Annotated in this window: 12 protein-coding genes and 2 pseudogenes; 12 read left to right on the plus strand and 2 right to left on the minus strand. The window is 44.0% G+C overall.

All coding sequences use genetic code 11. The features are described 5' to 3' along the window. Positions 1–110: 110 nt before the first annotated feature. Both AC4MDD_RS08715 and AC4MDD_RS08720 read right to left on the minus strand, forming a co-directional pair. Positions 111–1478, minus strand: a complete 1368-nt coding sequence (locus AC4MDD_RS08715) for an MFS transporter (protein WP_428871501.1) — start codon at positions 1476–1478, stop codon at positions 111–113. Between the two features lie 279 nt (positions 1479–1757). Further along, positions 1758–2672, minus strand: coding sequence for a LysR substrate-binding domain-containing protein (locus AC4MDD_RS08720; protein ID WP_491882572.1), 915 nt, complete (start codon positions 2670–2672; stop codon positions 1758–1760). A gap of 115 nt (positions 2673–2787) precedes the next feature. On the opposite strand from AC4MDD_RS08720, the gene AC4MDD_RS08725 reads away from it, so the two are divergent. The 12 genes and pseudogenes from AC4MDD_RS08725 to pcaD all read left to right on the plus strand — a co-directional run bounded on the left by AC4MDD_RS08725 (position 2788) and on the right by pcaD (position 13345). Then, entirely contained in the window at positions 2788–3897 is a 1110-nt protein-coding gene (locus AC4MDD_RS08725; RefSeq protein ID WP_119063936.1) for a muconate/chloromuconate family cycloisomerase, read from the plus strand. Between the two features lie 29 nt (positions 3898–3926). Continuing rightward, a pseudogene (locus AC4MDD_RS08730) lies at positions 3927–4145 on the plus strand (muconolactone Delta-isomerase family protein); the annotation flags it as partial. After that, positions 4139–4270: pseudogene (locus tag AC4MDD_RS08735) on the plus strand (catechol 1,2-dioxygenase); the annotation flags it as partial. The pseudogenes AC4MDD_RS08730 and AC4MDD_RS08735, both read left to right, overlap by 7 nt. Positions 4271–4348: 78 nt before the next feature. Beyond that, positions 4349–5746 (plus strand): benzoate 1,2-dioxygenase large subunit, encoded by a 1398-nt coding sequence (benA, locus tag AC4MDD_RS08740; RefSeq protein WP_004693190.1) that lies wholly within the window; start codon positions 4349–4351, stop codon positions 5744–5746. After that, the gene (gene benB / locus AC4MDD_RS08745) at positions 5743–6252 is read left to right on the plus strand and encodes a benzoate 1,2-dioxygenase small subunit (protein ID WP_004979732.1); all 510 of its coding nucleotides are present in this window, start codon (positions 5743–5745) and stop codon (positions 6250–6252) included. Before benA ends, benB begins: the two co-directional genes overlap by 4 nt. Before the next feature lie 88 nt (positions 6253–6340). Then, positions 6341–7357 (plus strand): benzoate 1,2-dioxygenase electron transfer component BenC, encoded by a 1017-nt coding sequence (gene benC / locus AC4MDD_RS08750; RefSeq protein ID WP_491882573.1) that lies wholly within the window; start codon positions 6341–6343, stop codon positions 7355–7357. Between the two features lie 320 nt (positions 7358–7677). After that, positions 7678–8463 (plus strand): benzoate diol dehydrogenase BenD, encoded by a 786-nt coding sequence (benD, locus tag AC4MDD_RS08755; protein ID WP_491882574.1) that lies wholly within the window; start codon positions 7678–7680, stop codon positions 8461–8463. A 54-nt stretch (positions 8464–8517) separates the two neighbouring features. Continuing rightward, positions 8518–9750, plus strand: coding sequence for a benzoate/H(+) symporter BenE (benE, locus tag AC4MDD_RS08760; RefSeq protein WP_491882575.1), 1233 nt, complete (start codon positions 8518–8520; stop codon positions 9748–9750). Positions 9751–9777: 27 nt separating this feature from the next. After that, positions 9778–10458, plus strand: a complete 681-nt coding sequence (locus AC4MDD_RS08765) for a 3-oxoacid CoA-transferase subunit A (RefSeq protein ID WP_491882576.1) — start codon at positions 9778–9780, stop codon at positions 10456–10458. Between the two features lie 13 nt (positions 10459–10471). Further along, positions 10472–11128, plus strand: coding sequence for a 3-oxoacid CoA-transferase subunit B (locus AC4MDD_RS08770; RefSeq protein ID WP_491882577.1), 657 nt, complete (start codon positions 10472–10474; stop codon positions 11126–11128). A 135-nt stretch (positions 11129–11263) separates the two neighbouring features. Next, positions 11264–12469 carry a 3-oxoadipyl-CoA thiolase gene (gene pcaF / locus AC4MDD_RS08775; RefSeq protein ID WP_491882578.1) on the plus strand — a complete coding sequence of 402 codons (1206 nt, stop codon included), beginning with the start codon at positions 11264–11266 and terminating at the stop codon, positions 12467–12469. 99 nt (positions 12470–12568) lie between these two features. Continuing rightward, complete coding sequence (pcaD, locus tag AC4MDD_RS08780; RefSeq protein ID WP_491882579.1) at positions 12569–13345, plus strand: 3-oxoadipate enol-lactonase; 777 nt, start codon at positions 12569–12571, stop codon at positions 13343–13345. The last annotated feature ends 159 nt before the right edge of the window (positions 13346–13504 follow it).

Consider the following 13504-nt stretch of genomic DNA (forward strand, 5'->3'; position numbering starts at 1 on the left):
AAAAATCGCGTTAAAAAACAAATTATAAAAAGCAAATTGAATTTAACAGTTCATACAGTTTTTGAAATGAGCCTACTACTAATGCACTAGACTCATGGGTTCAGTATTATTTAATTGGCTGTGGATTTAACAGCATCAAACACTTGTTTTGATTTGGTTTTTTCACCATCTACGGATACTTTTAAGTTGACCATAAACACTGCCAAAGCTGCAATCACACCAGGTATCGCAATCACGAGAAAATTCATTTGATGTGGCAACTCAAAAGTTAACAATGCACCTGTTAATACTGGCCCAACAATTGCGCCAATGCGTCCAATGCCTGAAGCCCAGCCCATACCTGTAGAGCGCACAGCAGTTGGATAGAACTGTGCGACAAAGGTATACAGTAGAATTTGTGAACCAATAGTTGCTGCGCCTGCAATCGCAATTAAACCGTACAGCACCATTTGTGGACTGTTGAAACCGAGTAGAATCAGTGCAATAGCACCCACGGTGAACATCGTTGTTAAAACTGGTTTTAAGTGGAAACGGTCTGCGAGCGCACCACCGCCAATCGCTCCAACCATACCACCAATATTTAAAGCAAATAAGAAAATCATACTTGCACCAAGCGAATAGCCTGCTTGAATCATTAGTTTTGGTAACCAGCTTCCAAGCGCATAGACCATGAGTAAGCACATAAAGAATGCCACCCAAAACATCATGGTGCTAAAGGTACGGCCTTGTTGGAACAATGCCTTTAATGGAGCGTCATCACCAGCAACAGGTTCGTTGAGCTTAAATGTCGTTTCAGGCTGAATCGCTTGCTCCGGTGCAATTTTTTGCACAATTTCACGGACTTTTTCAGTTTCGCCTTTTTTAGTCAGGAACATTAAAGACTCAGGTAAAAACTTCCAAAGAATCGGTAAAGCCAGAAATGGAATGATAGCGATATAGAACATGATTTTCCAACCATAGTCTGTTACCAACCATGCACCCAGCAAAGCTGAGGTCATGCCGCCAATAGCATAGCCACTGAACATAACCGCCACGAGTGTGCTACGAATACGCTTCGGAGCATATTCAGTCATGAGTGCGACCACGTTTGGCATCACCCCACCAATGCCAAGTCCCGCAAGAAAACGTAAAATACCAAACTCAATAGGATTGCTTGCAAATGCGCCTAGAAAGGTGAAGCCACTAAAAATAGCCACACAAATCATAATGGTCTTTTTACGGCCCAATTTGTCAGACAACGTACCAAAACTCATCGCACCGAACATCATGCCAAACAAGGCTGTACTTGCAAGTAAGCCTGCTTGTACTGCACTGAGTCCCCACTCTTGCATCAGAAGTGGCAGTGCCACGCCATAGATGACTAAATCATAACCGTCAAAAATAATAATCAGTAGACACCAAATGAGTACACTCCAATGAAAGTGCGTAAATTTGGCTTCATCGACTACCGTGTTGATGTTAACTGGATTTGTATTCACTTTAAGCCTCCTGCTTGCGAATGTTTGTTGCTGTGTACATTGCAGCAAAAGTAGCTTTCTTGTCCAAAACCGAATAACTCTATATTTATACCTTTAAGGTCGGTTAAGGTTTTTATTGTTTTAAATGAATTGCTTATATAGTCACTGATTGCAGTGAGAGACAGAAAATAAGCAAAACCAAACGATTATGACTATAAAAAAGCCATCCCCAAGGATGGCTGAAATGGTTCGTTTTAAAATGCAGACTTTAAAAGTATCGTGGAATTTAAATCCCCAAGTTTAGATAAATGCACGGTCATATTTGATCGCTTCAAGGTCATAGACCTGATAAATACAATCAAATAATGAACGAATATCCTCGCTTTCATCCATGGAACGAATCGCCAGAAAAATGGGACTGGTCGCTGCATCATCTAAGATTGGAATATAGTTCAAATGCGGCAGTTGAATGGTTCGTGCACTTTCTGGAACCACACAAATTCCTTCCCCTGCGGCAACCAACCCCAGTGCCAACTGTATTTCACGAACTTCTTTTAAGTGTTTAGGTTCCAGCCCGTATTCTGAAAACAACCCTTGGACTTGGGTAGAAAAGTTTGGCTTGGGATGACTTGGATAAAGAAATAAGTTTTGATCGACCAAATCCGACAGGTAAACGCCTTGTTTTTGTGCCGTCAAAGGATGACTAGAATGTGCCGCTAACATCAACGGTTCTTCACGCAGTAAAACCCGACGCACAGCAGGATCTGAAATACGTAAGCGTCCAAAACCAACATCAATCCGCCCTTCTTTTAAGGCCTGATGTTGGTCTTTGGTACTCATTTCAATCAATTCTATTTTTAAATGCGGTTGCTGTTGGCGAAATAAATACACAATTTTAGGCAATAACCCATATAACAACGATCCCACAAAGCCCATGGTCACCGTTTTTTCAACCAAGCCTACACGCTGTGTCATGGCTTTGACTTCTTCGGCATTAGACAAAAGTTTAACCGCGTGCTGATAGAAGAATTGCCCTGCTTCTGTGGTCTTGAGTGGACGGCTACCACGTTCAAATAATTGTACCCCCAATTCAGCCTCTAGATTTTGTATCTGGCGGCTTAGAGGAGGCTGCGCAATGAATAATTTTTCAGCAGCTTTGGTAAAACTCTGCTCTTCTACAACAGCTACGTAGTAGCGGAGGTGTCTCAATTCCATGACTATTTATACCTTTAAGATATATTAAAATGCTAATTTGATCTTCGACAGTTCATATTTATTCTTTTAAGGTATATCAAATCAGGTACACAACGCAAGGCTGCGCAGAGTTAAGATGTATAAATCTATAGAAACCTTACTCGTCGAAATCCCCACTATTCGCCCACACAAAATGGCGGTAGCGACTATGCAAACGCAAACGCTTGTCTTGGTGAAAATCAGCACTGAAGATGGCTTTGTCGGTTGGGGTGAAGCGACAACAATTGGCGGACTGGGCTACGGTGAAGAGAGTCCAGAAAGCATTAAGACCAATATTGAAACTTATTTTGCACCTTTATTGAAATCCCTTAAAGCTCCAAACATCGCACAAACCATGCGTGCTTTGAAAAAGAATATTAATGGTAACCGTTTTGCCAAATGCGCAATTCAAACCGCCCTGCTAGATATCCAAGCACAACGTTTAGATTTACCCCTGTCTGAAGTATTGGGCGGGCGTTTGCGTGACAGCTTATCTGTACTTTGGGTGTTGGCATCTGGTGATACTGAAAAAGATATTGCTGAAGCTCAAAAAATGATTGAGGCAAAACGCCACAATATTTTCAAACTTAAAATTGGTTCACGCCGTGTAGAAGAAGATGTTGAACATGTTCTTGCGATTAAACAAGCGCTGGGTTCAGACATTTCCATCCGTGTCGATGTGAATCGTGCATGGTCTGAGCTAGATGCGATTAAAGGTATTCAACTTTTACAAAATGGTGGTGTTGACTTAATTGAACAGCCCTGTGCGATCGACAACATTGATGCGATGCAGCGTTTAACACGACGTTTTGATCTTGCCATCATGGCGGATGAATCGCTCATGGGACCAAGCTCAGCCTACCGTTTAGCCAAAACCAATGCGGCCTCTGTTTTTGCAGTCAAAGTGGCTCAGTCTGGTGGACTAATTGAAGGTCATGAAGTCGCGAAGATTGCCAACTTAGCCGGTATAGATTTGTATGGTGGAACGATGCTTGAAGGTGCCGTCGGCACGATTGCTTCGGCACATTTGTTCTCGACCTTTGAAAATTTAGCCTATGGCACCGAGCTATTCGGCCCACTGCTGTTAACCCAAGATATTTTAAAAACCCCACTTCAATACACTGACTTCGCCTTGCACTTACCCCAAGGCAAAGGACTCGGTATTGAACTGGATGAAAACAAGATTGATCAGCTGCGCCGCGCTTAAGCGACGTCTTAACCGTTTAGGAGTTATACATGCTTTTTCACGTACGTATGGATGTAAACATTCCACTGGATATGCCTGCTGAAACTGCCAGTGAAATTAAAGCAGTCGAAAAAGCATATTCGCAAGAGCTACAAGCTCAAGGCAAATGGCGACATATTTGGCGTATTACAGGTCAGTACTCAAACATCAGCATTTTTGATGTAGACAGCAATGAAGAGCTACACAACATTTTGCAAGGTTTACCGATGAAGCTGAAATTGCACGCCGTGGTTTAACTGGTCCATTCAAACACATTCAATTCAATGTTGAACTGGTGAAAGACCAAGCGGCTGCACCATCAACTGAAGTTGAACGTCGTCGCGCTAGCGCTTAATTACCCTTGGAACCGAAATAGCCACTGCAAAGTCGCATTTCGGGGACTTCCTCACTTTTGGAAAGTCGGAGAACGGACATGCCACGTATCCCAGTTATTAATACTAGCCATCTCGATCGTATCGACGAATTACTTGTCGACAACTTTGAAACAGGCGAATTCAAACTTCATCGTTCAGTGTTTACTGATCAAGCCCTTTTTGACCTAGAAATGAAGTATATCTTCGAGGGTAACTGGGTTTACTTGGCACATGAAAGCCAAATTCCAAATAACAATGACTATTACACGACGTATATTGGCCGTCAGCCGATTCTGATTGCACGTAACCGTAATGGTGAACTCAATGCCATGATCAATGCCTGTTCACACCGTGGTGCACAGCTTTGTCGTAATAAACGTGGCAATAAAGCAACTTATACATGCCCTTTCCATGGTTGGACATTTAACAACTCTGGCAAACTTTTAAAAGTTAAAGATCCAGCAGATGCAGGTTATTCAGACTGTTTTAACCATGAGGGTTCACATGATCTGAAAAAAGTTGCACGTTTTGGCAACTATAAAGGTTTCTTGTTTGGTAGCTTAAATCCGGATGTTCCCTCTTTAGAGGAATACTTAGGCGAAACCAGCAAAATCATTGACATGATTGTGGATCAGTCTGAACAAGGTCTTGAAGTTTTACGTGGCGCGTCTACCTACACTTATGAAGGCAACTGGAAACTCACTGCAGAAAATGGCGCAGATGGCTATCACGTTTCTGCGGTGCACTGGAACTATGCAGCGACCACTCAACAACGTAAAGAAAAACAAGCGGGTGACAACATCCGTGCCATGAGCGCAGGCGCTTGGGGCAAACAAGGCGGTGGTTCATACGGTTTTGACAATGGTCACATGCTGCTTTGGACACAGTGGGCAAATCCAGAAGACCGTCCAAACTTCCCGAAAGCCGACGAATACTCTGAAAAATTTGGCGAAGCAATGTCGAAGTGGATGATTGAGCGTTCACGTAACTTATGTCTTTATCCGAACGTCTATTTGATGGATCAGTTCGGTTCACAAATTCGTGTACTCCGCCCAATTTCAGTTAATAAAACTGAAGTCACGATTTACTGTATCGCACCTGTAGGTGAAAACGCGGAAGCACGTACGCGCCGTATTCGCCAGTACGAAGACTTCTTCAATGCCTCAGGTATGGCAACACCCGATGATTTAGAAGAATTCCGTGCATGCCAAGCGGGTTACGCAGGCATTGAACTGGAATGGAATGATATGTGCCGCGGTTCAAAACATTGGATTCATGGCCCAGATGATGCTGCTAATGAAATTGGTCTAAAACCAAAACTTTCAGGTGTAAAAACTGAAGATGAGGGCCTCTACCTTGCACAGCACCAACACTGGTTAGACATGATGAAAATTGCAATAGCCAATGAAAAAGCACTGGCTGTTGAAACCGCAAATGAACAAGGAGAAGTGGCATGAATGCTCCTACAACACTAAATACCGTTAGCATCGAACAAATCAGTCAGTTTCTATATCAAGAAGCGCGCTTTTTAGATGATGAGCAATGGGATGATTGGCTTGCATGTTATGCCCCTTCTGCATCATTTTGGATGCCTGCATGGGATGACGACGATACCTTGACGACGGATCCGCAGTCTGAAATTTCACTGATTTACTACCCAGACCGCCAAGGTTTAGAAGACCGTGTGTTCCGCATTAAAACTGAACGCTCTTCTGCGACCATGCCAGACACACGTACTTGTCACAATGTGAACAATATCGAAGTGATTGAGCGTGATGGCGATAAAGTTACCGTCCGTTTTAACTGGAATACGCTGAGCTTCCGCTACAAAACCAGTTATAGCTACTTTGGGATGTCACGTTATGAAATTGATTTTTCAGGTGAAAAACCACAAATTTTAAGTAAATACGTGGTACTGAAAAACGATTACATCAACCAAGTGATTGATGTTTATCACCTCTAAGTTAGCCACACATCCTTAGTATTCTTTCAGCCAAATGGAGTTTTGGCTGAGAGTTCCAAGTTTCAAAGTTTTTAAAGGATATTCAGCCATGTCAAACCACAATGTTGCACTTCAATTTGAAGATGGCGTAACGCGTTTTATTACAGTGACTCAAGGTGAGTCTTTATCAGATGCCGCTTACCGCCAAAAAATTAACATTCCGCTAGACTGCCGTGATGGTGCATGTGGGACTTGCCGCGCTTTTTGCGAATCTGGTAGTTATGACATGCCTGAAGAGACGTATATTGAAGATGCGTTAACGCCCGAAGAAGCGGAACAAGGCTATATTTTGGCGTGCCAATGCCGTCCAAGCTCGGATGCCGTATTCCAAATTCAAGCTTCATCTGAAGTCTGCAAAACCGAAATTCACCAGTATCAAGGTACTTTAGTCGCTGTTAAAAACCTATCAGAATCGACCATTACTTTTGATATTCAGTTGGATGAAGGTCAACCTGATATTCACTTCCTAGCGGGTCAATATGTCAACGTCGGCATTCCAGAGACAGCAGAGACTCGTTCCTATTCATTTAGCTCGAAACCAGGCAACCGTTTAACGGGCTTTGTGGTACGTAATGTGCCGAATGGCAAAATGAGTAGCTTTTTAAGTAGTACTGCCAAAGCGGGCGACAAAATGACTTTTACTGGTCCATTTGGTAGCTTCTACCTGCGTAATGTAGTGCGTCCTGTTGTCATGCTTGCAGGCGGTACAGGTATTGCCCCTTTTATGTCTATGCTGCAGATTTTAGAAGAAAAAGGCGCTGAACACCCTGTTCGTTTGGTGTTTGGTGTCACCAATGACTTCGATTTAGTTGCTTTAGAACAGCTCAATGCCCTCCAAGCTAAACTTCCATGGTTTGAATACCGTACCGTGGTTGCAAGTGCAGACTCTGCACATGAGCGTAAAGGTTATGTGACTGGGCACATTGACAATGAATGGCTCAATGGCGGTGATGTTGATGTCTACCTTTGTGGTCCTGTCCCTATGGTTGATGCTGTTCGTGGGTGGTTAGATAGCGAAGGCGTGAAACCTGCAAACTTCCTGTTTGAAAAATTCTCTGCAAACTAATACGCCACCCAATATTTAAGTTATAGAAAAGATGATACGCGAAAATGTCATTCGCAATTGTTCGAGGCCAGACTGCTTGGTAAAAATGCTTTTCCTGCAAGGAAGATATTAAGTAGTAGGTTTTCGACGAGTTTTGCGATGAGGTGCACTGCACCGTAAGGTGGTTTCTTGCGAAGCGCTGCTTCTCATTTTCCCAAAAGAAAAGTAAGTCTAGCCGAAGGTTAATCCGGTAATTGATGTTCAGATGTTAGGACTCCGGAGTGCCAAATTGTATAAATTAAGAAATTTATCTTTATATTTGATGATAAGCGAGTTCAAAAATGGCGTCGAATCAAAGATTTTTAAACAAAGTCGTGATTGTGACTGGTGCCGCTCAAGGCATTGGTCGCGGTGTTGCACTCCAAGTGGCTAATGAAGGTGCGCAAGTTGTTTTAGCCGACTTATCTGACTATGTCGATGAAACATTAGCAGAAATTGAAGCAAAACAAGGTAATGCAATAACTGTCAAAGCCAACCTTGAAACCTTCGCAGGTGCTCAAAGTGTTGTAGACAAAGCGCTTGAAGCCTATGGCCGTGTCGATGTGCTCATCAATAACGTCGGCGGTGCAATTTGGATGAAACCTTTTCAAGAGTTTTCTGAAGAAGAAATCATCAAAGAAGTGAATCGCTCATTATTTCCAACGCTGTGGTGTTGTCGTGCTGTTTTACCTGAAATGATTAAAAATCAGAAAGGTACGATTGTAAATGTGTCTTCTATTGCGACTCGTGGCATCAACCGTGTGCCGTACTCGGCATCCAAAGGTGGGGTCAATACTCTCACCGCATCACTTGCTTTTGAGCATGCCAAAGATGGGATCCGAGTGAATGCAGTTGCGACAGGTGGAACCGAGGCACCGCCGCGTAAAGTGCCACGTAATGCAAATCCACTGTCTGAAAATGAAAAGTCGTGGATGCAACAAGTGGTCGATCAAACTATTGATCGTAGTTTTATGAACCGTTATGGCACGATTGAGGAACAAGTGAATGCGATTGTATTCCTTGCTTCAGATGATTCGTCATATATGACAGGTACAGTTGTTCCTGTCGGCGGTGGCGATCAAGGCTAATTGATCGTTACATTACTTTTATATACAGGATCATGTCTGCATGGAGGCAAATGAATGGCTACCCTGTTTAAAACTTTGAAAGAAGATTGGTCTATTTCAGCCACTGTCGCAGGATTTTTGGCCGTGCTGATTTCCTATTCAGGGCCACTCATTATCTTTTTTCAGGCTGCGCAACAAGCTCAGGTTTCCCCGACCATGATGATTTCATGGATTTGGGGTATTTCTATTGGAGCAGCCGTGGCAGGGATCTTTCTTTCCATTAAGTTTAAAGTCCCTGTGATTACCGCATGGTCTGCGCCAGGTACGGCTTTGTTGGTCACGCTGTTCCCGAATATTAGCCTGAATGAAGCTGTAGCCGCTTATATTACCTCAGCCTTGGTGATTTTCCTGATCGGGATCAGTGGTTACTTTGATAAATTATTGAAATGGATTCCGCAGTCAGTAGCCGCGGGAATGATGGCAGGTATTTTATTTCAGTTTGGTTTAGGTCTGTTTAGCGCAACTAATAGCATGCCAATTATTGTATTTAGCATGCTGTTTGTCTTTTTAGTCGCAAAACGAATTTCACCGCGCTATAGCATGCTTTGGGTACTGCTTTCTGGTGTGGCCTTGAGCTTTGGTCTTGGTGAAATGAATGCGGTGAGTTTAGATTTCCAACTTGCCATTCCTCAGTTCATCAGTCCCGAGTGGACTTGGCACTCAACCTTAAACCTTGCCCTACCTTTGATTTTAGTCAGTCTGACGGGACAGTTTTTACCGGGCATGGCCATCATGAAACTGAGTGGTTATGACATGCCTGCCAAGCCGATTATCACCGCCACCAGTATTGCTTCTTTAGCTGTTGCATGTGTCGGCGGTATCACCATTGTTTTGGCGTCGATTACGGCTGCACTGTGTATGGGCAAAGATGCGCATGAGTTAAAAGAAAAGCGTTATATCGCAGGCGTTGCTAACGGCATTTTCTATATTTTAGGTGGTTTGTTTGCAGGCAGTATCGTTCTGCTCTTCAGCTTGCTACCAAAAGAGCTTGTTGCCGCATTGGCTGGCTTGGCCTTATTGGGTGCAATTTCAACCAATATTGCTGTAGCCATGAAAGATGAATCTCAACGAGATTCTGCCCTCATTACTTTTTTAGCTACAGCTTCAGGTATGCACTTTTTGGGTCTAAGTTCCGTTTTTTGGGGCATCGTTATTGGTTTAACTGCGCATCTGATTTTAACCAAACGTAGTCCTAAAATTTCAGCTTTAGCTTCAACTCCAAGCTCCAATCCAAGTTCTAAAAGTTAATAGGTACGCTGTGCCTAGGACAATATTATGATTGATAAAAGTTCAGCTTCTTTAACAGAAGCACTTTCACAAATAAAGGATGGCTCAACCATCATGATTGGTGGTTTTGGTACAGCAGGGCAACCTGCTGAACTGATCGATGGCTTAATTCAACTCGGCATTAAAGACCTCACGATTGTTAGCAACAATGCAGGCAATGGCGATTATGGTTTAGCCAAGCTGCTGAAAGCAGGTGCCGTGAAAAAAGTCATCTGTTCCTTCCCGCGTCAGTCCGACTCTTGGGTCTTCGATGAACTCTATCGTGCAGGCAAAATTGAGTTAGAGCTGGTCCCTCAAGGCAATTTGGCCTGTCGTATTCAAGCCGCAGGCATGGGACTCGGTGCAGTTTTCACCCCCACTGGCTACGGTACCTTATTGGCTGAAGGCAAAGAAACCCGTCACATCGACGGTAAAGATTATGTGTTGGAATATCCAATCAAAGCCGACTTCGCTTTGATTAAAGCCCAACAAGGCGACCGTTGGGGTAACTTGGTTTACCGTAAATCGGCACGTAACTTCGGCCCGATTATGGCGATGGCTGCTGGTGTGACCATTGCTCAAGTCTCAGAAGTGGTGGACTTGGGTGAATTAGACCCTGAACACATCATCACCGCAGGTATTTTTGTTCAACACGTGGTGCAGGTTCAACCTGAACCTGCTGCTGTGTAATCGGGAGAACATCATGAGCTATCAAAAACTCAGCCGTAACCAAATTGCAGAACGTGTGGCACAAGATATTCCCGATGGGGCTTATGTCAATCTCGGTATTGGTTTACCGACCAAGATTGCCAGCTACCTTCCAAGCGACAAAGACGTATTCCTGCATTCTGAAAATGGCTTATTGGCTTTTGGTCCACCACCTGAAAAAGGTCAAGAGGACCCTGAACTGATCAATGCAGGTAAAGAATATGTGACTATGCTCGAAGGCGGTAGCTTTTTCCATCACGGGGATTCTTTTGCCATGATGCGTGGTGGTCACTTAGATATTGCAGTATTAGGTGCCTTTCAAGTGGCAGCCAATGGTGACTTGGCCAATTGGCATACCGGTGCACCCGATGCGATTCCTGCCGTCGGTGGTGCGATGGACTTAGCCGTCGGTGCCAAGAAAGTCTTTATCACCACCGACCATGTCACCAAACAGGGTGAACCGAAGATCGTGGCTGAACTGAGCTATCCAGCGACAGGTTTGAAATGTGTCGATCGTATCTACACTGACCTGTGTGTGATTGATGTCACCGCAGACGGTTTAAAAGTGATTGAGAAAGTCGACGGTCTAAGCTTTGCAGAATTGCAGGCGATGACGGGTGCAACTTTAGTGGATGCGACACAACAGAATTAATGATTTGAATCCCCCTAAATCCCCCTTTGCTAAAGGGGGGGCTTCTCTAGCATCAAGTGCGGTAGGTCTCCCTCCTTTTTAAAGGATGAGAAGCACTGCTTCGCAAGGGGGAGGATTCACAGGACGAGATTAAAAATGAAAAACGCATATATTATCGATGCCATTCGTACCCCATTCGGACGTTATGCAGGTGGACTCGCTCCGATCCGTGCCGATGACTTGGGTGCAGTGCCAATTCAAGCCTTAATGCAACGTAATCCAAGTGTAGATTGGACCCAAGTCGATGACGTGATCTATGGCTGCGCCAATCAAGCCGGTGAAGACAACCGTAATGTGAGTCGTATGTCTGCACTGCTTGCAGGCTTACCTGTCGAAGTTCCAGCCACGACTGTGAATCGCTTATGTGGCTCATCTTTAGATGCGATTGCCATGGCAGCGCGTGCGATTAAAGTAGGTGAAGCCGATCTGATCATTGCAGGTGGCGTCGAAAGTATGTCTCGTGCACCCTTTGTGATGGGGAAATCAGAAACAGCTTATGGCCGTAGTCAAAAGATTGAAGATACCACTATGGGCTGGCGTTTTATCAATCCTAAGCTCAAAGCAATGTATGGTGTAGAGACCATGCCGCAAACCGCGGAGAACGTGGCACAACAATTTAATATTGATCGCGCAGATCAAGACCAGTTTGCCTTGGCGAGTCAACAGCGCACCGCAACCGCGCAAGCTCAAGGCTTTTTTACACATGAGATCATCCCTGTGAGCATTGCGCAGCGTAAGGGTGATCCGATTGTGGTCGACACGGATGAACATCCACGTGCATCGACCACATTAGAAGCTTTGGCAAAACTGAAGCCAGTCGTGACAGCAGAAGGCACCGTCACTGCAGGAAACGCATCAGGCATCAATGACGGTGCGGCTGCTGTACTGATCGCTTCAGAAGCAGCGATTGAGCAGTACCAACTTAAACCACGTGCCAAAATCATTGCTTCAACAGCAGTGGGTGTAGAACCACGCATTATGGGCTTTGCACCAGCACCTGCCATCAAAAAGTTACTGAAACAAGCCAATCTGACATTAGAGCAGATGGATGTGATTGAGCTGAATGAAGCTTTTGCTGCACAAGCACTGGCCGTTACCCGTGACCTAGGTCTGGCAGATGACACCACACAAGTGAATCCAAACGGTGGTGCAATTGCGATTGGTCATCCACTGGGTGCATCGGGTGCACGTTTAGTCACCACGGCTTTAAACCAGTTAGAACAAACGGGTGGAACCTATGCCTTATGTTCAATGTGTATTGGGGTAGGCCAAGGCATTGCAATGATTATTCAGCGGGTTTAACCCTTCTTATGATCTGACGTGGTGTTTCTGCTCATAACACTTTTTGTTGATAACAACAGTGGAAACACTCAAAATTTTTAATGAATTAAGGAAAAGCATATGCCAAGGTTTACTTCAAACAATGCCGAAATTCACTATCAGACCTTTGGTGACCCCAAAAATCCCGCGATCGTTTTTTCAAACTCGCTAGGCACAAACTTCAACATGTGGAAACCACAAATTACTTTTTTCCAGAAAAACTATTTTGTGATTTGCTATGACACTCGCGGGCATGGTCAGTCTTCCGCACCTCAAGGGCCTTATGATATTGAACAACTTGGTCTAGACCTGATACATTTATTGGACCATTTAAACATTGAGAAAGCCATTTTTTGCGGTATCTCAATGGGCGGACTCACAGGTCAGTGGTTAGTCATTCATAAACCTGAACGTTTTCACCGTGCCATTGTATGTAATACCTCAGCTAAAATTGGCAATGAACAGGCATGGAATGATCGCGCATCGTTAGTACGTACCCAAGGTTTAGAACCAATTGCATCAACGGCTGCGAGCCGTTGGTTTACCGAACCCTTTATCCAAAGCAACGCAGTAATTGTAGCAGCGCTTTCAAACGACTTAGGTGCTGGCAGCCCAGAAGGTTATGCGAGTTGCTGTGAAGCTTTGGCTAAAGCGGATTTACGTGAAAAACTCGAAAGTATTCATGTACCTTTACTTGTTATTGCTGGGCGTAAAGACCCAGTAACAACAATCTCAGATGCACAGTACATGGTGAATCACATCCGAAGTAGTGCCCTATTTGAAATCGATGCCTCTCATATTTCAAATATCGAACAGCCTAAAGCCTTCAATCAGGCCATCTTAGACTTTATTGCTTAATGCTCTAGATCTGATCCAATAACAGCCCAACATGGGCTGTTTTTTTTCTTACCTATTTAAAGAAAGAGATAGGAATGCGTAAAACTCAGCATTAGAAATATGCTGGCTTTGGCTCATTTAATTTTTCCTCTTAAAATCATCAAAACTCAAAAATTGTAT

It is taken from the genome of Acinetobacter sp. CAU_H_29a_1, from assembly GCF_058599505.1.